The sequence below is a fragment of the Ferrimonas balearica genome, assembly GCF_019802085.1.
GTDB lineage: Bacteria > Pseudomonadota > Gammaproteobacteria > Enterobacterales > Shewanellaceae > Ferrimonas > Ferrimonas balearica_B.
In genome coordinates this window covers 13,240-34,534 of the sequence record NZ_JAHVHV010000008.1, presented here as the reverse complement: position 1 = coordinate 34,534, position 21,295 = coordinate 13,240, and the positions used below count along the sequence as shown (strand labels likewise).

The 21,295-nt window shown below is 60.4% G+C and carries 13 protein-coding genes; all 13 read right to left on the bottom strand.

All coding sequences use genetic code 11. The features are described from left to right. Window positions 1-48 precede the first annotated feature (48 nt). Window positions 49-4,119 carry a kelch repeat-containing protein gene (locus KUV81_RS19885; protein WP_222545554.1) on the bottom strand — a complete coding sequence of 1,357 codons (4,071 nt, stop codon included), beginning with the start codon at window positions 4,117-4,119 and terminating at the stop codon, window positions 49-51. A 576-nt stretch (window positions 4,120-4,695) separates the two neighbouring features. Further along, window positions 4,696-6,126, bottom strand: a complete 1,431-nt coding sequence (locus KUV81_RS19390) for an MOP flippase family protein (protein WP_222545553.1) — start codon at window positions 6,124-6,126, stop codon at window positions 4,696-4,698. Between the two features lie 5 nt (window positions 6,127-6,131). After that, entirely contained in the window at window positions 6,132-7,022 is an 891-nt protein-coding gene (locus KUV81_RS19385; RefSeq protein WP_222545552.1) for a glycosyltransferase, read from the bottom strand. A 4-nt stretch (window positions 7,023-7,026) separates the two neighbouring features. Continuing rightward, complete coding sequence (locus KUV81_RS19380) at window positions 7,027-7,899, bottom strand: glycosyltransferase family 2 protein (RefSeq protein WP_222545551.1); 873 nt, start codon at window positions 7,897-7,899, stop codon at window positions 7,027-7,029. Next, on the bottom strand, window positions 7,892-9,010 hold the full coding sequence (locus KUV81_RS19375) for a glycosyltransferase family 4 protein (protein ID WP_222545550.1): 1,119 nt from the start codon (window positions 9,008-9,010) through the stop codon (window positions 7,892-7,894). Before KUV81_RS19375 ends, KUV81_RS19380 begins: the two co-directional genes overlap by 8 nt. Continuing rightward, a complete protein-coding gene (locus KUV81_RS19370) occupies window positions 8,994-10,289 on the bottom strand; it encodes an O-antigen ligase family protein (RefSeq protein WP_222545549.1) in 1,296 nt (431 codons plus the stop codon). The genes KUV81_RS19375 and KUV81_RS19370 overlap by 17 nt, the downstream gene beginning before the upstream one ends. Further along, window positions 10,286-11,416 (bottom strand): glycosyltransferase family 4 protein, encoded by a 1,131-nt coding sequence (locus KUV81_RS19365; protein WP_222545548.1) that lies wholly within the window; start codon window positions 11,414-11,416, stop codon window positions 10,286-10,288. The genes KUV81_RS19370 and KUV81_RS19365 overlap by 4 nt, the downstream gene beginning before the upstream one ends. Continuing rightward, entirely contained in the window at window positions 11,413-12,285 is an 873-nt protein-coding gene (locus KUV81_RS19360) for a glycosyltransferase (RefSeq protein ID WP_222545547.1), read from the bottom strand. The genes KUV81_RS19365 and KUV81_RS19360 overlap by 4 nt, the downstream gene beginning before the upstream one ends. Window positions 12,286-12,487: 202 nt before the next feature. Beyond that, window positions 12,488-13,672, bottom strand: a complete 1,185-nt coding sequence (tuf, locus tag KUV81_RS19355) for an elongation factor Tu (protein ID WP_222545546.1) — start codon at window positions 13,670-13,672, stop codon at window positions 12,488-12,490. A gap of 77 nt (window positions 13,673-13,749) precedes the next feature. Then, window positions 13,750-15,849, bottom strand: a complete 2,100-nt coding sequence (gene fusA / locus KUV81_RS19350) for an elongation factor G (RefSeq protein WP_222545545.1) — start codon at window positions 15,847-15,849, stop codon at window positions 13,750-13,752. A gap of 78 nt (window positions 15,850-15,927) precedes the next feature. Then, window positions 15,928-16,398, bottom strand: a complete 471-nt coding sequence (gene rpsG / locus KUV81_RS19345) for a 30S ribosomal protein S7 (protein WP_222545544.1) — start codon at window positions 16,396-16,398, stop codon at window positions 15,928-15,930. A gap of 79 nt (window positions 16,399-16,477) precedes the next feature. After that, complete coding sequence (gene rpsL, locus KUV81_RS19340) at window positions 16,478-16,852, bottom strand: 30S ribosomal protein S12 (RefSeq protein WP_013343773.1); 375 nt, start codon at window positions 16,850-16,852, stop codon at window positions 16,478-16,480. Between the two features lie 192 nt (window positions 16,853-17,044). Beyond that, complete coding sequence (gene rpoC, locus KUV81_RS19335) at window positions 17,045-21,253, bottom strand: DNA-directed RNA polymerase subunit beta' (RefSeq protein WP_222545543.1); 4,209 nt, start codon at window positions 21,251-21,253, stop codon at window positions 17,045-17,047. Window positions 21,254-21,295: the final 42 nt, after the last annotated feature.

The following is a 21,295-nucleotide window of genomic DNA, read 5'->3' as shown; positions in this document are numbered from 1 at the left end:
GTTCAAGGGTCAAAAACAAAGGGCGCTTCCTGCGCCCTTTCAGTGTAGTCACTGGCCTGAGACCGAGTAGGTTTTATTTGAATAAGAGGAACCTGCAGAGGGTCCACCGGTCGCCAGTATCAACTGTCCCTGGTAGGTGCCAAAACCGGCCCCGTGGGTGGGGAACTGCGCATCCCCAAGGAACTGCCAGCTGTTTGTGGCCGGGTTGTACTCCTCATACTGGGTAAAGACGTTGCCAGGCACCCCGCTGGCGAACTCACCCCCGATGATCTGGATACGACCATTCAGGGTACCCACTGCAAAGGTACGACGCCCGGTGGGCAGGTTCGCTCCGTTGCTCCAGCTATTGCTGCCCGGATCGTAGATCTCCATGGTGTTGAGCTCGCCCTCAACGGTGTCGCCATTGGACTGACGATGGCGACCGCCCATCACATAGAGCTTGCCATTCACCGCGGCGGTGCCCGGGTTGTCCCGCACCTGACTCATCGACGGTCCGGTTTGCCAACTGTTGTTGGCCGGATCGTAGATCAGCAGGCTGTTCACCGAGGCGCCGTTGCCGTCCATGCCGCCGGCGATGTAGATCTTGTTGCCGATCACCTCGGCACGGATCCCCCCAAGGGCCACCGGCATGTCGGCGATGCTCTGCCAGCTGTTGCTGCCGGGATCGTACCGGTAGCTGTCATTGACGGCGCCGGAGAAGGGGCCGGAGGAGCCACCAAAGGCGTAGAGATCTCCGTTGTAGGCGGCCACTGCCAGGTTCTCCACTGCGGTCCCGGGCTTGGCGGCCAGGGTGACCCACTGATCATCATCGATGTCGTAAGCGTAGTGGGTGTTCACGTGGCCGGAGGCGGTCTTGCCCCCCACCAGGTGCAGGCGCCCATTGAGCACGGCCGAACCGCTGTCCAGCAGGGACGCCGGAGCGTCCGCCAGCTCGAACCAGCAGGAGGAGCCGCTCAGTTCCAGCACCGAGACCACGCCGGAGCCAAATTCACCCACATAAAGGTTGCCGTTGCGTTCGGTCAGCGGCAAGGGGTCCACCAGATCCGAATACACCTTCTCCGCCAGCACCACTTGGTTACCGCTGCTGTCGAGCTGCAGCCGGGTCACCCCGTCGTCTTTGGAGTAGTAGGTGGTCATCAGATCGCCGTTCAGTGCGCCACAGGCTCGACCGGAGCGGAACTCGATCAACGCGTTGGCTGACTTGTTGTTACCGAGTACGAAGATCTCGGGCTCGTAGTTGGACAGCGGCGAAACCCCTTGGTAGCTGCCGTCCTTGAAGACGCATTCGTCACGGGTCGGGTTCGGGTGACCGTAATACTTGCCCTGCTCCAGTTTCAGCAGCAGATCCGGCTGGGTACCCGGGTTGTCACCCCCCTCGTCGTAGGGCGCCGGATCCCCCAGGCCGCTGCAGTCCGGGGTGGGCTGGGGCGGGTAAGCCCCCTGCACACCCAGGCCATTGTCGGTGGCATAGGCCTCGCCGTTGCGGTGGAACACGAAGTCGTAGGCATTACGCAGCCCGGTGACCCAGTTCTCCACATCACAGGGGTTGGGACCGAAGATGTTCGGGCTGTTGTCGCAGGTGCCATCGAAGTTGGAGGCAAAGACATCCGCCACCAGGATGGCCGCCGACAGCGGCTGCTCCGCCCGATCGCCAAACTCGGTATCGGCGATGTTTGGATCCACCGCAGCGCCCGCCCCGGTGATGCCACCAATGGCGATGTACAACTTGTCATCGGGCCCGAAGTGCAAGCTGTTGGGACCATGATTGGCCTTGGCCCTGGGCAACCCGGAGATCACCACCTCGGAGCTGGCAAAGTTGTTGCCAAACAGGCGGGTGACTTCGCCAGAGTTGATCTCCCCATTGCTGGTGGACGAGCTGGAGTGGTTCACCCACAGCGAGAAGTCATCGGGGTCCGTTGGATTGTCATGGTACACCTCGATGCCCAGGGTCATGCGCGGCCCGTGGCGGTCGGTCAGGCCGGTGATCACCTGATCGCTTACCACCTGAAGGTTGTCGTTAAAGGTCAACGCATGGATGGTGCCGAATAGTTCGGTGACATACAGCCGGCCGTCGGGGCCCCACACCATGGAGGTGGGGAAATCCAGCTCGTGACTGCTGACCTTGTCAAAGCTCCAGTCTCCGGTGCCGGGACCGCCGCCACCGCCGCCGGAGCTGCCGAGGCTCTCGACGCTGAACGACTCGAACTGGAACTGCATGGACGCCGCACCGTTACGGTGGCTCGCCATCAGACCGGTAAAGGTTCGGGTGCCGACCACAGGATCGATCCCCGCCGCATCAAAGCTGAAGAATTCCGGCTCCAGATCGAAGCTGCCAACATTCACCTCGCTGCCGCCGTTGATGCTGTAGCGGGCGTTGATGGTCTGGGTGTCCGGATTGGCGATCAGCACCAGTTCCAGAGTGTCACTGGACAGGTCTCCGACGCTGGGGTCGAACTTGCCCAGCACCACGCCGCCCAGTTCGTAGATGAATTCCACCACCTGGCCGCCGGGGGTGGAGTTGTAGACCAGCTTGACGAAGTGGTCCTCGTCATAGCCAAACCACAGCCCCGCTTGCTCGTACTTGCCGGTGCCGGTTGGCGGGTCCACCAAAATGGTGCTGATGCGGGCCACGTCATTGGGGCCGGCATAGCCGATGCCCACAGCATTATCCAGGTTGTTGATCCCCTGGTGCTGGAGCCCCTTGGTGGTGGTGATCACCAGCCGTTCGGTGGAGGTGTTCATGTCCAGCAGGCCGGGCAGGTAGCCGCTGCCGTTACTGGTGGGCTGCAGATAGGTGAAGCCCGTGCCCAGCCCATTGCTGTCCTCGAGCCCGCCGGAGTCCTGGTCAAATTCCAGGGTGTAGGGTAGGGAAACCTTGATCCCGGCACAGGGCACCGGACCGCAGTCACCGCCGCCTCCGCCGCCACCACCGGGATCGGTGATCACCAGCGACACTGGCACTTGCACCGAGTCGTAGCCGGAGGAGAAGAAGGTCACGGTATCCGAGTAGGAACCCGGAGAGAGGCCGTTGGTGTTGGCCAGGAAGGTGACGCTCTGGGGGGTGGTGTCGCCACCGAGGTCCAGTGACAGCCAGTTGGCGTCGTGGTCTTCGCTGAAGATCACCGAGGCGCCGTCGGAGGCGGTGATGGTGCTGTTGGCACTCAAGACCCCGTTATCCGGCAGACTATTGAAGTTGATTGAGCCGGGCGAGGCCTGCAGTGCAGCGCCCCCCTGGCCGACGGTAAAGCTGCCCTGGAGGATCACGTTCCCATCGGCCGTTTGCACCTGAGCCGTCACCTGATGGCTCCCCTGGGTCAGGCTGTCGACGCTGAAAGGTTTAGCGTCGCGGTTCGACTCGGTGCCGGCAAAATCGTAGGGCGCCACGCTTTCGGTCTTGGCGGCCGAGCCACTACGATCCGGGTCATCCAGATAGAAGCGTACCTTGGAGATCCCCGACTCGGGGCTGACAAAGATGTAGACGTTGCCGGAGAGGCTCTGACCCGTAAGCGGGCTGGGGCTGGAACGGTCGGGCTGAGTGCTGACCAGCAGGCTGTAACCCGAGCTGGAACCGGACACCGTCAGGTTTACCTGATGGGTGGCACCCTGATAGCCAGAGGCTGAGGCCGTGATGGTGCCACTGTAGCTGCCGGCACTCAGGCCGGCCGTATCGACGGTGTAGTTGACGTTACCGGGCGCCGACTGAGTCTGGCTGCCCAACTGCAGCCAGCTGGCGGAGCTGGACAGGTTCGCCGTTACCCCGCCACCACTGCTGACATCCAGGCTGGCGCTGCCACCCTGGGTCTGACCGGCCGCCAAAGAGACGCTGCGACTGGTGGGGGTGAAGGTCAGACTCGGAGTGCTGCCCCCCCCATTGTCCACGGTAAAGCTCGCTTGGGCCTCGAAGGGGTCACCCGATTGCGGTGTCACCAGGACGGTGATGAAGTGGGAGCCGTCAGAGAGGCTGTTGGTGTCGAAAGGCTGACCATTGCCCCCGCCGGCGGTGCCAGCGAAGTCATAGGGGCTGATGTTCTCCGTCTGGAACGACGAACCGCCAGTACCTTGATCGAGGAAGAATTTTACTTGGCTCAGTGGCTGGGCGGGTTCATAGAAGATGTACACCACCCCCTCCACCGTGTTGCCTGCCAGCGCCTGGGAGGGGTTTTTATCGGCCTCCGCGCTGACCCTGAGCTGTGCATGAGCCCCGGTTACCAGAAGAAAAAATAAACTGAATACAATCCCATATCGAGCAAGGTATCGGCTTAGCATCACTGGTTGCTCCCAATCTGGAATGACGGTTCCAACAGCGGGTGATTGAGATGATACTTCCCTGTTACATCAGATGCCTTTTGGCAGGTTTAACGTAAAAAAGCATAGCGCAAGGCCCTAAATAATCAGCGTAAGCTGGGAGATTTTTCATAACACACTGTAATGCCGAATTATTATTTTTTGATTGAGTTGAACTCGAAGATGAACCTCAAGTTATATTCATTTTTCTCAATCAATTATAAAGGTGAGGTGATTTTTGGCTCGGCTGCGTATCCAAGGCGAAGTTGGTGATATGGGCTTAACATAGAGAGTTTGAGTGAATCGCTCAGGAATTATTTTTAATGGCTTTTTTTTCAGTGATATAGAAAGGATTAGTAGCAGTTATGGCGGAAAGCCGCCTTCGCCGTCGATAAGGCCAGGAGACAACGGCTACACCAGGCTCTGGTTCAAACGTCGGTAGTGCAGCCAAAGCGCCCCCAGACCCAGGGCATAGAGCACCGCCCCCACTAGCACTAGCACCAAAAGTTCCGACAGCCCGGTGTAGGCCCCGGCATTGAGTACACCGCGCAGCCACCAGAGTGCCAATGCCATCAGGCTGGAGATAACCAGCGAAGGCAGCAAGGCTTTGAGCAGCGTGGCGGGCTGAGTGCCCAGCAGTACCGAAACCGATTTCAGGTACACCGCTAGGAACAGGGCGGTGACGAAGAACAGAGCCCAGGTAAAGGCGACCAACCCCCAATCGATGGCGGTATAGAGCACCATCGACATGACGATCAAGCGTACAATATTGACTTTCAATTCAACTTCCGGTCTGCCCAAAGATTTAAAGACGACCGACAATACCGTGATAACGGACTGAACCAACCCAACCAGACAAAGCACTTTGAGTACTTCGATGGTTTTAAACCAGGTCTCGCCGAAGATACTTAAAATAAAGGCGTCGGCGACCATATACATGCCCATCAGCATGGGGAAAACTATAAAACAAGTCGACCTCAATGCCCTTATAATACCGCGAGTTAAAGCGACGGCATCGTCTTGTAATTGGGACAGTGCAGGAAATAATACCTTGACGATCTCCTGGCAGATATTTCGGATGGGCACAAACATCAGTTTGTAGGCCAGGGTGTAGTAGCCCAGAGCCTCGGCCCCCAAAAACCGCCCCACCAGCAGATAGTCCAGATTGTGCATGAAGTACTGCAGGTACTGGATCCCCAAAATATTGATGCTGAAACTGAACACGTCTTTGAGGGCGGCCAGGGAGAAGCGCCACTCGGGGCGCCAAGGGCAGTTGTTCCACAGGGCCACCGCCTTGAAGCTCTGCTGGATGATCGGCTGGGCCACCAGGGCCCATACTCCATACCCCATCAGCGCCAGGGTCACCACCACCAGCCCGGTGGCCAGGTGTACCCCGGTGTCCATGATGGTCAGGCGCTTGAACCGCATCTTTTTGCGCATTAGGGCCTGAGGGATGGTATTGAGGGCCGACAAGACAAAGGTGCAGGAGAGCGCCTGGCTGATGGCCACCAGCTCCGGCCGATGGTAGAAGTCCGCGATGGCCGGTGCCGCCAGGAAAAAGGCCCCGGCCACCAGCACGCTGATCCCCATGTTGACCCAGAATAACGTGGAGTAATGGATCTGGCTCAGATCCTTGCGCTGGATCACCGCAGCTGAAAACCCGGTATCCGACAGGATCATGGCCATGCCCGAGAGCACGGTCACCATGCCCATCAAACCGAAATCCTCCGGACTGAGCAGCTTGGCCAGTATGGCGGTGATCACCAAAGTGGCCAGCTGCTGAAGCTGGCGTCCCCCCAGGGTCCAACTGACGGCGGTGATGGTTTTCTTAACCAGGCTCACCGATATTACCTGTACTGCTCAGATTGCAGGCCGAAGCGGTACTCCACCCGCAGCCACTGCATGTAGTACTTGTTGTGAAACAGCACGGCAATCGCCTTGAACCGCTGAAGCCAGCTGAAGGGGGCGGCCCGGTCACAGTGATAAACCCGCATCGCCGTCAGCGGGGGTCTCAGGCAGTTGCCCAGGATCCTAAGCAGAGTAAAGGAGCTGCGAAAGTACTCCGATTCGTCACGCAGTTGGTAGGAGCCACTGACCAAGCGCCGGATCTTACGCCGGTATTCGGACAGGGAGTTACGGGCCGGATGCCGCACGAGCATCCGGTCACAGTAGGCCAGGGTAAACCCCTGGGTCACGGCACGGCGGGTCAGCTCTACATCGCTGCCGGAGGTGGCCGACGCGTTAAAGCCCTGCAGTTGATCCATGACCCTGCGGCGGACCGCCAGGTTCGCGGTAAAGGCGTGATCCCGGCTGACCGCCCGACGCTGATCCAAGCCGCAGAGCATGTCGAACAGTTCGGCGGCATTGGGCCGCTCCGGGTTGGCGGCATACAGTTCCACTTTGCCCGCCACCAGATCCGCTCCGGTGCGCGAAAGGGCTTCGCCCGCGCGGCGGATCCAGTCCGGTTCCGGCAAGCAGTCGGCGTCCACGAACAGGAGGACCTCACCCTGTGCGGCCCCCACGCCCCGGTTGCGAGCCGCGTACGACCCCGGGCTGGGCTCAGACAATATGCGAACCTTGGGATCCGCCCAACTGTTCAAGGGCAGGGGGGGCTGGCTGCCGTTATCCACCACCAGCAGCTCGAACGTCTCCTCGGTCTGTTGCCCAAGAAGCGCTTCGACACAGTGTTCCAGCCGATCAAAGTCGTTAAACACCGGGATGATGACGCTGAACTTCACCCCATCACTCCTCCGCCAGCTTTTCTTGGTTGGCGGCGCTGCCGCGCCGCCCGGTCTTGCTCAGCAGGTAACCCAGGGTGGCCCTCCAGCCCGCCCGATCCAAGGCAAAGCGCAGGGGGGTCCACTTGTCCTTGCGAGAGCCGATGTAGGCCAGGGCGGTGGCGGCGACCTTTGACCGGTAACACTCCTCTCCGATCACCGAGCGGTGTTTCTCCACCGCCCGCAACCGACGCTCGATCTGCTCAATGGACAACTCCTTGGCGCTGTTGCTGATCCGGCCGTGGGAACCGTCGCTGAACAGGCACAGCGGTTCCGGCACGTAGCTCAGCGGCTGCTTAAGGGCATAGCGCAGGAAAAGGTCCCAGTCTTGGGAACACACCAGTGACTCATCAAACCCCTCGGCCTTAAGCGCCTTGGCCCGCCCCAGCACCCCACTGGTGCCGCAGACCCGGTTGTAACGATACAGTCGCTCGGCGCTGATCCGCTTGAGCGGCAGGGTCTGGACGTGCCCGTTCTCAATCACCCGGTAGCCGCAAAGACAGAGATCAGCATCCCCCAGGGCCGCCAGCTGACGGCTGATCTTCTCCGGCACCCACTGATCATCGTCGTCCAAAAAGGCGATGAACTCGCCTTTGGCTTCCCGGATCCCCCGGTTGCGCGCTGCACAGGCGCCCTGGTTACGAGGCTGGCGCAAATAGCGCAGTGGCATGGGAGGTGAGCGCAGCGCCTCGGAGTAGTCCTCGGTGGAGCAGTCATCCACCACGATCAGTTCGATATTGGGGTGATCCTGCTTGGCGACGCTGGCCATCGCCTTGCCCAGGCGATCGGGCCGGTTGTAGGTGGTGATCACCACGGTCACCAAGGCGGTCTTATTCATAACCCCTCCCCTCTCTTGCCAGTTGGCAAAACGCGTGCGCGGAGCGCTGCCAGCTGAACTGCTGCGATAAGGTCTTCATCGCCAGCGCGACTTCGTCACGGTACGGCGGATGTTGCAGGTATTCGGTCAGTTTGCCCCTGAGAGCCTCAACGTTGTCGGCCTCGAACAGCACCCTGGGATCCCCGGACACCACATCGGCGTTCTCAGGTACATCGGCACAAAGGACGCAGCGCCCCGCCCCCATGGCGGTCAGCAGGCTGTTGGACATCCCCTCCAAGACCGAGGGCAGCACAAACAGGGCGCAGTGACGCATCAGCGTCGACAGCTCCTGCTGGCCAAGGTGGCCAAGAAAGTGGACGTCATCGGCGGCCATCGCTTCCAACTGGGCCTGGTACGCCCGGTTTTTGCACTTGCCCCCCGCCACCACCAGCGGCAGCCTCGACTCTTTGGGCAAGCTGTGGTGCGCCGCCAGCAGCACGTCCAACCGCTTGACGGGATCAAGCCGCCCCGCGTAGAGCAGGAAGCGGCCGGACTCCAGCCCCTTCTGCGCCAGGAAGCCCGGTCTGTCGGGCTCAAGCGGGGTAATGCCATTGGGGATGTACACCGTCTCCAGCCCCTGCGCGGCGAAATGGCGCTGCATCGCCAGGCTGTTGACCGTGCACTGGTGGGCCACCCGGGTTGCCGAGTACTCCCCCAGCTTGAGTACCTGCTGGTTAAGCCCTTTCCAGCCATCCCGCTGGCTGTCGATGGCACGCAGACAGGCCACGGTGCGAGCGCCAAACAGCCGGCCGAGAAAAGAGAGCAAACTGGGCCCTGAGGCAAACAGGAACAGGGTATCCGGCCGTACCCGCACCAGCACATAGAGCAGCAATCCCAGGGTGCAAAGCCCCTGCCCCATCCGGCCGAGCCACTTGGGGGCCTCTACCAGTTGCAGCCCCGACTCCTGCCGCTCCACAAACCCCAGGCCCTGGCCCCGGCCGGTCACCCAGGAGTCGATGTCGGGCATGCTCGCCGTGGCCCGAGCCAACTGGCGGATGGCGTTCTCCACCCCGCCATAGCTGGAGTGGTAACCCCGACCGCCCACCCAGGCGACTTTAATCGGCTTGGTCATGGGCCCTGCGCTCCAGATAGTCAAAGTGGATCATCGCCAGCCAAACCCAGATGTAGTTCCCCCCAAGGAAGATGCCGTCGTTATGGAACAGGGCATGGAAGGCGTAGGGCACCAGTGCCACCCAGATGGCCATGCCGTACTGGCGCTTCAATCTCAACAGATAGGCCAGGAACACCGCCGCCCCCAGCAGGCCGTAGACAAACAGCATCTTGACCGCATGGTTGTGGATCCCCCGGTAGACCACCACCTCGGCGTTATTGATGCGGTAGAGCTGGTGCCAATACTGATCCGCCAGATCACTGGCTTCCACCAGCCAACCGTGGCCCAGGGGGTTATCCAAAAACAGCTGCAGCCCCAACAGCGACAGGGGCACGCGGGCCGCCAGGCTGGTGTCCGAGGTGCTGAAGATGCGCAGCTCCAGCACCTGGGCGGCTAATACGAACAGCAGCGGGGCGATGGCAATGCCAGCCAAGACCAGCATCAGCCCCATCCCCCGGTTTCGTCCGTTCAGCAGCAGGTGGGCCGGCCACAACAGAAGCAGGCCACCGATGGTCGACCGGGTGCCTGAGAAGATGGCGGCGGCAAACAGCAGCACCAGCAGCCCCTTCACCACCAGCGGTGAGAAGGGTTGCAACTGCGGCGCCCGACTGCGGGCGTAATAGAACAGTGCCACCACCAGGGCGATCTGATAGCCCAGATGCACCGGGGAGTAGGAGAGGCCGCGGGCCCGGTATTGGTCATCGAATTCGCCACTGCCGCGCACCTGCTCCAAAGCCACCACTTGGTCGCGATCCAGCCCCTGCCAGGTTTCGAACCGGTATTTGAGATCCCAGGCCGCCTGGATATCCAGCCCCTGCATTACCGCCACCGTGCAGGTCAGGGCGATCACCAGGACAAAGACCTGCGCCACCGGTCGTACGCCAATCAAGCGGCAGATCAGAAGAGTGAAGAGGAAGGTCATGGCGGGCTGGAGCATCCACTTGATGGTCATCAGCAGGGTGCCGGCCCAATCCAGGGTTCCCCACAGCGAGGTGAGCACCCCGATCACCGTCAGGGCCCCCAAGGCGGGCAGGTGGGGGTTGTCGTTAAACAGGTCCGCCGTCTGCACCCGATAAAGCAGCAACAGGCTGCCCAGCCCCACCAGCAGCACCCAGACCCGCACCGGCAGAACCAGTTCCAGCTTGACCATGGTGATCGCCAGAACCCAGTAGAGCAGGAAGCTGCCCAGCACCAAACTGATGGGCGTGGTTGGCTGCCAAACCAGGGCGCGTTGATTCATGCCGACCTCCCTACCAGTGCGCGTCGATGCAGCGCCAGGACCCTGTCCAGCGAATAGTGATGCCGCACCTTGCTCACCGCGGCCTGGCTGAGCGCATCCAGATCCGCCTGCCGACCCCGTTCAATGGCCGCCACAATGGCGTCCGCGCTGAAGTCCTCGGTGATCAGGCCATCCACACCGTCCTCCACCACCTCGGCACAGCCGTAGTTGGGGCTGACGATGCAGGCACACCCGGCGGCCATCCCCTCCAGCAGCGCCTTGGGCATGGCCTCGTAGTTGCTCACCAGGAAGAACCAGCGGTACTCCACCAGGGCCGCCCGGACCTCTTCATTGGGGCGAACCCCAAGAAACCGGCAATCGGCCCCCAGACGGTTGGCCAGGGCTTCCAACTCCTCCCTTAAGGGGCCGTCACCATAGAGATCCAGCGGCAAGCGGGCGTCGGCGCACGCCTCCACCAGGGAGAAGAGGTTCTTAAAGGGCATCAGGCGCCCTACGTACACCGCGCGGTCGGCGCGCTTGGCGGGGGGCCAGCTGATCTGCGGCACCCCCGCCAGATCGATAAAGTTGGGACAGTGGCTGATTTTGCTGCTTCTCGGGGTGGCCTGGTAGTCGCTGTGGGTGCACACCAAAGCATGATCGGAACAGGCCAGAGCCAGGCGATCCAACGGCCAGGAGAACGCCAAGCGGGCGTATTGCCGCCGATCCAGGTGGCGCCGCCACAGGGAGTGGCCGTAACGATACACAAAGCGGGTGCCGGTAAGCGTGCGAGCAATGAGCCCGGTCCAGCAACCGCTGGTCTGGTGATTGATCACCGCCTGGGCGCCGGCAAAATCATCCCGCTTCAACCAGGGGCCCACCAGGGAATAGGCCAGCTTACCCAGCGCGCCCGAGGCCCAGCTCGGGGCCGGCAACACCCGGATCCCCGCCGCCAGTCGGCCCGCCGCCTGCTCCTCGGCCACCAGTGCCGCGTCATTGGGGTCATAGGTAAACCAAAGCACCTGGTCCGCCAGGCCCGAGCTCAAGTAGGCCTCAAAGATCACCTTCTCTTTGGCCAGGATCCCCATGGACTTCCAGCGGCTGACGGACATGCCGTAGGAGAACACCACCAGAATCGTCGTGCTGCTCATCCGTCCGCCCTCCGGGAGATGGCCCGCCACCAACGCACGCTGCGCCGCAGCGACTGGGGAGCGGCAAAGCGCGCAAAAGCCGCGCACACGGCCCGGACCTGGGCTCCCTCCCCCTGCCAGGTTGTGGCGTGATGCAGGCAAAGCGCCGCCAGGGAGTACAGCGCCTGGTGCTGACGGCGGTTGATGGTGATGGTGCCCTCGGCTTCCACCCGCTCTGCCAAAGGCTCACTGAGGGCCAGGAAGCGGGCGCCATGGCGCAAAAGGCGCAGGTAAAGCTCGTAATCCTGGGCATAGCGATAAGCGTCGTTGTAGCCCCCCACCGCTTTGAGGGTGCTCAGGCGCACATTGAAGGCGGAATGGACCAACACATTGCGCCGCTGCAGCGCCCGGCTGATGTGGTCGTGGCCCCGGGGTACCGTCAGGCGATACTGGCGCTCCCCGGCCACCACCTGGGTATCGCTGACCACCACATCCACCTCCGGGTGGGCGTCAAAGGTTTCCAATACCCTTTCCAGGCGTCGTGGGGCGAATCGGTCGTCGTCGTCCAGGCGGGCCAGGATCTCACCCTGGCAGTGTTCGATGCCGCGGTTGAGGGAGCGGGTCAGCCCCAGGTTGCGTTCGTTCTGCAGGACACGGACTCGACTGCGCTGGGTCAGCGGCAGGGGGGCGAGCAGCTTATCGGGGGCGACGTCGGGGTCGTCGAGCACCAACACCACCTCAAGCGGGACAGCGGCATCGGTCAATACGGAGCGCAATGCGCAGATCAGGGAGGGACGGCCAAGGGAAGCGATCAACACGGAGATGCGGCAGGGGCCCGCCGGCGATAAGACCGCAGGCCCTGGTGAGGCCACCTCATCGACTTTTTCCATCCGCTACCGCCCCCATAATTCAACCACAGACCCAGACAGAATGAGATCTAAGCGTAGTCAAAAATGGCTAATGCGCAGCGTGGCTTGGCGGGGTAATGAGGAAATTTTCCAGTCTCGAGTGCGCTTGGGTTTCACAGTGAAGCAGGCACAAAAAAAGGGCGCCTGACGGCGCCCCTCTTTAGCGTGAAACCGCTATCGTTGATTACTCAACGATGGTGGCAACAACACCAGCACCTACGGTACGGCCACCCTCACGGATAGCGAAACGCAGGCCTTCTTCCATCGCGATCGGCGCGATCAGGGTAACAGTCATCTGAATGTTGTCACCCGGCATTACCATCTCAACACCTTCCGGCAGCTCGATGGTGCCAGTGATGTCGGTGGTACGGAAGTAGAACTGAGGACGGTAGCCTTTGAAGAACGGGGTGTGACGACCACCTTCTTCTTTGGACAGTACGTAAACCTCAGAGGTGAACTTGGTGTGCGGGGTGATGGAACCCGGCTGAGCCAGTACCTGACCACGCTCAACTTCTTCACGCTTGGTACCACGCAGCAGAACACCACAGTTCTCACCGGCACGGCCTTCGTCCAGCAGCTTGCGGAACATCTCTACGCCAGTACAGGTGGTCTTCTGGGTCTCTTTGATGCCCACGATTTCCACTTCATCACCAACTTTGATGATGCCGCGCTCTACACGACCGGTTACTACGGTACCACGGCCCTGGATGGAGAATACGTCTTCGATCGGCAGGATGAAGGCACCGTCGATGGCACGCTCCGGCTCGGGGATGTAGGTGTCCAGGGCTTCGGCCAGCTCCAGGATCTTCTTCTCCCACTCGGCGTCGCCTTCCAGTGCTTTCAGAGCGGAACCCTGGATGACCGGAGTGTCGTCGCCCGGGAAGTCGTACTCGGACAGCAGCTCGCGTACTTCCATCTCTACCAGCTCGAGCAGCTCTTCGTCATCAACCATGTCGCACTTGTTCATGAACACGATGATGTAGGGTACGCCAACCTGACGGGACAGCAGGATGTGCTCACGGGTCTGGGGCATCGGACCGTCGGTAGCAGCTACTACCAGGATCGCGCCGTCCATCTGAGCAGCACCGGTGATCATGTTCTTTACGTAGTCGGCGTGGCCGGGGCAGTCTACGTGAGCGTAGTGACGGATCTCAGTGTCGTACTCAACGTGAGAAGCGGCGATGGTGATACCACGCTCGCGCTCTTCCGGAGCGTTATCGATCTGGTCGAAAGCCTTGGCTTCACCACCCATGTGCTTGGCCAGCACGTTGGTGATAGCAGCGGTCAGAGTGGTTTTACCGTGGTCAACGTGGCCGATGGTACCAACGTTAACGTGGGGTTTCGTACGTTCAAATTTTTCTTTAGACACGACGTCTTTCCTTTCAATTTGCGACCGGACCCAGAGGATCAGGTCTGTTAACGAACTGAGTTTTCGCCTTTAAGGCGTCAATATCCGCGCGCTTCGATAACCGCTTGCGCTACGTTCTGCGGGGCTTCGGCGTACTCGCTGAACTCCATGGAGTAGGAAGCACGGCCCTGGGTGGCAGAACGGAGGTCGGTGGCATAGCCAAACATCTCGGCCAGCGGCACCTTAGCACGCACGATCTTCAAACCGGCAGTACCGTCATCCATACCTTCGATGATGCCGCGACGGCGGTTGATATCACCCACCACATCGCCCATCCAGTCCTCAGGAGTGGTGACCTCCACTTTCATCATGGGTTCCAGCAGCACCGGGCTCGCTTCCAGGGCACCTTTACGGAAGCCCAGGGAGCCGGCGATCTTGAACGCCATTTCGTTGGAGTCCACATCGTGGTATGAACCGTCGAACAGAGTAGCTTTAACGTCCAGCACGGGGAAGCCCGCGAGCACACCTTGAGCCATCTGTTCCTGGATGCCTTTATCTACAGCTGGAATATATTCCCTCGGCACCACGCCGCCAACAATTTCATTGACGAATTCGTAGCCGGCACCGGCTTCTCGGGGCTCCAGCTTCAGCCAGACATGACCAAACTGACCACGGCCACCGGATTGACGCACAAACTTGCCTTCCACTTCCACGGAGGAGCGGATGGTTTCGCGGTAGGCGACCTGGGGCTTACCTACGTTACATTCAACGCTGAACTCCCGCTTCATGCGGTCAACGATGATGTCCAGGTGCAGCTCACCCATACCGGAGATCAGGGTCTGGCCGGATTCCTCGTCCGTTTCCACGCGGAAGGACGGGTCTTCGGCGGCCAGTTTGCCCAGGGCAATGCCCATCTTCTCTTGGTCGGCCTTGGTTCTCGGCTCAACCGCGATCTGAATCACCGGCTCAGGGAACTCCATGCGCTCCAGCACCACTTTGTGGTCCATGTCGCACAGGGTGTCGCCCGTTGTGACGTCTTTCAGGCCAATGGCAGCAGCAATGTCGCCAGCGCGGACCTCTTTGATCTCTTTACGGTCGTTGGAGTGCATCTGCACCATACGACCTAAGCGCTCGCGCTTTTGCTTGACGGAGTTGTACACGGCCTCGCCGGTGTTGGCGGTACCGGAGTACACCCGCATAAAGGTCAAGCTGCCGACAAAAGGATCGGTTGCGATCTTAAATGCCAGGGCGGCAAAAGGCGCGTTGTCATCGGACTCACGAGCAACCTCGTTGTCGTCCATGTCCACGCCCTTGATGGCCGGAACATCGATGGGTGCCGGCAGGTATTCCACCACCGCATCCAGGACCGCCTGAACCCCTTTGTTCTTAAATGCAGAACCACAGGTGGCCAGGACGATTTCGTTGTTCAGGGTACGCTGGCGAAGAGCTTTCTTGATCTCTTCTTCGGACAATTCGCCCTCTTCCAGGTACTTCTCCATCAGCTCTTCGGAGGCTTCAGCGGCGGACTCCACCAGGTATTCCCGCATCTCAGCGGCCTTGTCGGCCAGCTCGGCAGGCACATCCAGGTAGTCAAAGGTCATGCCCTGATCCGCTGCGTTCCAGCTGATGAACTTCATCTTGATCAGGTCGATGACGCCTTGGAATTCGTCCTCAGCGCCCACGTTCATTTGGATGGGAACACAGGTGGCACCCAGACGGTTGCGGATCTGCTCCACAACACGGTCAAAGTCCGCACCGGCCCGGTCCATCTTGTTGACGAACACCAGACGCGGCACGTGGTACTTGTCGGCCTGACGCCATACGGTTTCAGACTGAGGTTCCACCCCAGAGGCACCACAGAACACCACCACCGCGCCGTCCAGCACACGCAGGGAACGTTCCACCTCGATGGTGAAGTCCACGTGTCCGGGGGTGTCGATGATGTTGATGCGATGCTCAGGGTACTGGGCTTCCATACCCCGCCAGAAGGTGGTGGTGGCCGCAGAAGTGATGGTGATACCCCGCTCCTGCTCCTGTTCCATCCAATCCATGGTCGCGGCGCCGTCGTGCACTTCACCGATCTTGTGCGACAAGCCGGTGTAGAACAGCACGCGCTCAGAAGTCGTCGTTTTACCGGCGTCTACGTGCGCCACAATCCCGATATTGCGATAGCGCTCAATTGGGGTCGTACGAGCCACAATAAAGTCCTCTTACTAGAGTCAAACGCCCTAGTTCTTGCAAAAGTGGCGCAGCACCGAAGTGCTGCGCCCAAGCTATTACCAGCGGTAATGAGCGAACGCTTTGTTCGCTTCGGCCATGCGGTGAACGTCTTCACGCTTCTTAACCGCAGAACCTTTGTTTTCGCTCGCGTCCAGCAGTTCACCTGCCAGGCGCAGAGCCATCGATTTTTCGCTACGCTTACGAGCCGCTTCCACCAACCAGCGCATGGCCAGAGTGTTACGACGAACCGGACGCACTTCCACCGGTACCTGGTAGGTAGAACCACCAACACGGCGGGACTTCACTTCCACGGTCGGACGGATGTTGTCCAGTGCAGTTTCAAAGATTTCCAGGTGGGACTTGCCGGACTTCTCGGCAGCCGCATCCAGACCACCGTAGATGATCTTTTCAGCGGTGGACTTCTTACCGTCCAGCATTACCACGTTGACAAACTTTGCCAGAAGCTCAGATCCGAACTTCGGATCCGGCAGAATTTTACGTTGACCTACGACGCGACGTCTTGGCATGGGATTTCTCCGATTTCTTCAGGTTTATCCAAAACAGGATGAACGATTTAAGTGCTTGGCCTTACTTAACGGAGAACCATTAAGACTTAGGACGCTTGGCGCCGTACTTGGAACGACCTTGACGACGGTCGTTCACACCGGCGGTATCCAGGGCACCACGTACAGTGTGGTAGCGAACACCCGGCAGGTCTTTTACACGACCGCCGCGGATCAGCACTACGGAGTGCTCCTGCAGGTTGTGACCTTCACCACCGATGTAGGAGGTGACTTCAAAACCGTTAGTCAGACGAACACGGCACACTTTACGCAGTGCGGAGTTCGGCTTCTTCGGGGTGGTAGTGTACACGCGAGTGCAAACACCACGCTTTTGGGGGCACGCTTCCAGCGCCGGAACGTTGGTCTTTTTGACCTTGTCCTTGCGCGGCTTACGTACCAGCTGGTTAACAGTAGCCATTCATATCTCCTGATTAGCTTCAACTACTCAGTTTCAGGTGCGAAAAATCGATCCCCGTATTGAGGGGACGCGAAATTTTAAGCACCTGCCAGGTGGGTGTCAAGAATTAGCCAAGGGGCTTAGGTCGCATTCTCGTCCCAGACAAAAAAAGGGGCGTCCTAAGACGCCCCTGTTTACGGATTTCGCTTCCGTTTACTGCTCGCCGGGGCCTGCGGCATTGAGCAGGTCAGCCAGGTTCTGCTCGGCCTCGGAGGCACTCACAGTGGGGGCTTCCACCTGGGCTTCCTGCTGACGCTTACGGTGGTAAGCGTAGCCGGTACCGGCCGGGATCAGACGACCCACAGTCACGTTCTCCTTCAGGCCACGCAGATCGTCACGCTTGCCGTAAGTGGCCGCGTCGGTCAGCACTCGCGTGGTCTCCTGGAAGGAGGCCGCGGAGATGAAGGACTCGGTGGCCAGAGAGGCCTTGGTGATGCCCAGCAGTTCGCGCTCGAAGGTCGCCGGCTGTTTGCCTTCGGCCTCCAGGTCGCGGTTGGCCTGGTGCACGCGGGCCACTTCAACCTGCTCGCCTTCGAGGAACTCGGAGTCGCCACCGTTGAGGATGATGCACTTACGCAGCATCTGGCGGATCACCACCTCGATGTGCTTATCGTTGATCTTCACACCCTGCAGGCGGTAAACGTCCTGGACCTCGTTGACGATGTAGTTGGCCACCGCGTGGATGCCACGCAGGCGCAGGATGTCGTGCGGCGCTTCCGGACCGTCAGCGATCACTTCACCCTTCTCAACCTTTTCACCTTCGAACACGTTCAGGTTACGCCACTTCGGAATCATCTCCTCGTAAGGCTGACCACCGTCGTGCGGGGTGATCACCAAGCGGCGCTTGCCCTTGGTCTCCTTACCGAAGGAGATGGTGCCGGTGATCTCGGCCAGAATGGCCGGCTCTTTCGGCTTCCGGGCTTCGAACAGGTCGGCCACGCGGGGCAGACCACCGGTGATGTCCTTGGTACCGCCGGATTCCTGAGGAATACGGGCCAGGGCGTCACCGACGTTCACTTCGGCACCGTCCTCCAGGCTCACGATGGCGTTACCGGACAGGAAGTACTGTGCCGGCACTTCGGTGCCCGGGATCAGGATGTCGTTGCCGGAGGCGTCCACCAGCTTCACCATCGGACGCATGTCCTTACCGGCGCTGGCGCGCTGCGCCACATCCAGCACCACGATGCTGGACAGGCCGGTCAGTTCATCGGTCTGCTTGGTCATGGTCACGCCGTCGATCATGTCGACGAACTTAATGCGACCCTCTACCTCGGTGATGATGGGGTGCGTGTGCGGGTCCCAGTTGGCGACGATGTCACCGGCGGCCACGGCATCGCCTTCGGCCTTATCCAGTACGGCACCGTAAGGCAGCTTGTAGCGCTCCTTCTCACGGCCCAGCTCGTCGATCACCGCCAGTTCGGTGGAACGGGAGGTCACCACGATCTTGCCATCGGCGTTGGTCACGTACTTGGCGTTCTGCAGCTTCAGAGAACCGGAGTTCTTGATCTGAACGTTGGATTCCGCGGAGGCACGGGAAGCCGCACCACCGATGTGGAAGGTCCGCATGGTCAGCTGGGTACCGGGTTCACCGATGGACTGAGCCGCCACGACACCAATGGCCTCACCTTCGGCCACCATGTGGCCTCGGGCCAGGTCACGGCCGTAACAGTGACCACAGACACCGAAGTCGGTGTTACAGGTGATCACGGAGCGCACCACGATCTCATCGACGGAGTTGGCTTCGATGATGTCACACCATTTCTCGTCGATCAGGGTGTTGCGCGGCAGCAGCACTTCGTCTTCGGTGCCGGGCTTGATCACGTCCTTGGCCACCACGCGGCCCAGAACGCGCTCGCGCAGCGGCTCAACCACGTCACCACCCTCGATGAGCGGCTTCACGGTCAGACCCTCTTCGCTGCCACAATCCGGTTCTACCACCACCAGATCCTGGGACACGTCCACCAGACGGCGAGTCAGGTAACCGGAGTTCGCGGTCTTCAGTGCGGTATCCGCCAGACCCTTACGGGCACCGTGAGTCGAGATGAAGTACTGCTGTACGTTCAGACCTTCACGGAAGTTGGCCACGATGGGGGTCTCGATGATGGAGCCGTCCGGCTTGGCCATCAGGCCCCGCATCCCCGCCAGCTGACGGATCTGAGCGGCACTACCCCGGGCTCCGGAGTCGGCCATCATGTAGATGCTGTTGAAGGACTTCTGGTCTTCGTCTTCACCGTCGCGGTTTACCACGGTATCGGTGGAGAGGTTTTCCATCATCGCCTTGGAGACTTTCTCGTTGGCGCTGGCCCAGATGTCGATCACCTTGTTGTAGCGCTCACCGGCGGTCACCAGACCGGCCTGGAACTGCTCGGAGATCTCCGCCACTTCCTCTTCGGCTGCGGCCACGATCTCTTTCTTGGCGTCCGGGATCACCATGTCGTTGATGCCCACGGAGGTGCCGGAAACGGTGGCGAAGTGGAAACCGGTGTACATCAGTTGGTCGGCGAAGATCACGGTGGACTTCAGACCCAGTACCCGGTAGCAGCTGTTCAGCACCTTGGAGATCGGCTTCTTACCCATGTCCTGGTTGATCAGCTCGAAGGGCAGGCCCTTGGGCAGGATCATGGACAGGATGGCACGGCCGATGGTGGTGTCGACGATCTTGGACTCCTCGACGATCTCACCCTCTTCGGTCTTGTAGCTGTCGGTGATGCGCACCTTAACGCGAGCGTGCAGCTCGGCGTCGCCGGTCCGGTACACCTTCTCCGCTTCTTCCACGGAGGAGAGCACCATGGCCTCACCCTTGCCGTTCACCATCTCACGGGTCATGTAGTACAGACCCAGTACCACGTCCTGAGAAGGCACGATGATGGGGTCACCGGAGGCGGGCGACAGGATGTTGTTGGTGGACATCATCAGCGCACGGGCTTCGAGCTGGGCTTCCAGAGTCAGAGGTACGTGTACCGCCATCTGGTCACCATCGAAGTCGGCGTTGTAGGCCGCACACACCAGGGGGTGCAGCTGGATCGCTTTACCTTCGATCAGCACCGGCTCGAACGCCTGGATACCCAGACGGTGCAGGGTCGGCGCCCGGTTCAGCAGTACCGGGTGTTCCCGGATCACTTCGTCCAGTACGTCCCAAACCTCACCCATCTCACGCTCGACCATCTTCTTGGCGGCTTTGATGGTGGTGGCCAGGCCACGGGCTTCCAGCTTGCCGTAGATGAAGGGCTTGAACAGCTCAAGCGCCATCTTCTTGGGCAGACCACACTGGTGCAGGCGCAGGGTCGGGCCCACGGTAATTACGGAACGACCGGAGTAGTCCACGCGCTTACCCAGCAGGTTCTGACGGAATCGACCCTGCTTACCCTTGATCATGTCGGCCAGGGACTTCAGCGGACGACGGTTGGAGCCGGTGATGGCCCGACCGCGGCGGCCGTTGTCCAGCAGAGCGTCCACGGACTCCTGCAGCATCCGCTTTTCGTTGCGGACGATGATGTCCGGAGCGGCCAGATCCAGCAGGCGCTTCAGACGGTTGTTACGGTTGATCACCCGGCGGTACAGATCGTTCAGATCCGAGGTGGCAAAACGGCCACCGTCCAGCGGGACCAGCGGACGCAGGTCCGGCGGCAGGACAGGCAGAACGCCCATGATCATCCACTCCGGCTTGTTGCCAGAGTTGTAGAAGGCTTCCATCAGCTTCAGACGCTTAGTCAGCTTCTTCCGCTTGGTTTCGGAGTTGGTCTGCGGCAGCTCTTCACGCATGACGTTGATCTCGCTCTCGAGATCGATGTCTTTAAGCAGCTGCTGAACCGCTTCGGCACCCATGCGGGCGTCGAACTCGTCACCGTGCTCCTCGAGGGCATCCAGGTACTCCTCTTCGGTCAGCATCTGGCCACGCTCCAGGGCGGTCATGCCCGGCTCGATAACCACGTAGCTTTCGAAGTAGAGCACGCGCTCGATGTCACGCAGGGTCATGTCCAGCAGCAGACCGATGCGGGAGGGCAGGGACTTCAGGAACCAGATGTGAGCCACCGGAGAAGCCAGCTCGATGTGACCCATGCGCTCACGACGCACTTTGGTCTGGGTCACTTCAACGCCACACTTCTCACAGATCACACCGCGGTGCTTCAGGCGCTTGTACTTACCGCACAAACACTCGTAGTCCTTCACCGGGCCAAAGATGCGGGCACAGAACAGGCCATCGCGCTCGGGCTTGAAGGTACGGTAGTTGATGGTTTCCGGCTTTTTCACTTCACCGAAAGACCAGCTACGGATCATGTCCGGCGACGCAAGGCCGATCTTGATGCCGTTAAATTCTTCGGACGCATTCTGTTTCTTAAGAAACTGAAGTAAGTCTTTCACGATCGTCTCCTAAATGGAGGTTTTAACCCGTGTGCCCCGCCC

Bases quoted from the DNA above. Each gene is read 5' to 3' on its own strand.
- KUV81_RS19380 (WP_222545551.1), bottom strand. From the start codon at position 7,899: ATGAATAAGACCGCCTTGGTGACCGTGGTGATCACCACCTACAACCGG.
- KUV81_RS19375 (WP_222545550.1), bottom strand. From the start codon at position 9,010: ATGACCAAGCCGATTAAAGTCGCCTGGGTGGGCGGTCGGGGTTACCAC.
- KUV81_RS19370 (WP_222545549.1), bottom strand. From the start codon at position 10,289: ATGAATCAACGCGCCCTGGTTTGGCAGCCAACCACGCCCATCAGTTTG.
- KUV81_RS19365 (WP_222545548.1), bottom strand. From the start codon at position 11,416: ATGAGCAGCACGACGATTCTGGTGGTGTTCTCCTACGGCATGTCCGTC.
- KUV81_RS19360 (WP_222545547.1), bottom strand. From the start codon at position 12,285: ATGGAAAAAGTCGATGAGGTGGCCTCACCAGGGCCTGCGGTCTTATCG.
- rpsG (WP_222545544.1), bottom strand. From the start codon at position 16,398: ATGCCAAGACGTCGCGTCGTAGGTCAACGTAAAATTCTGCCGGATCCG.
- rpsL (WP_013343773.1), bottom strand. From the start codon at position 16,852: ATGGCTACTGTTAACCAGCTGGTACGTAAGCCGCGCAAGGACAAGGTC.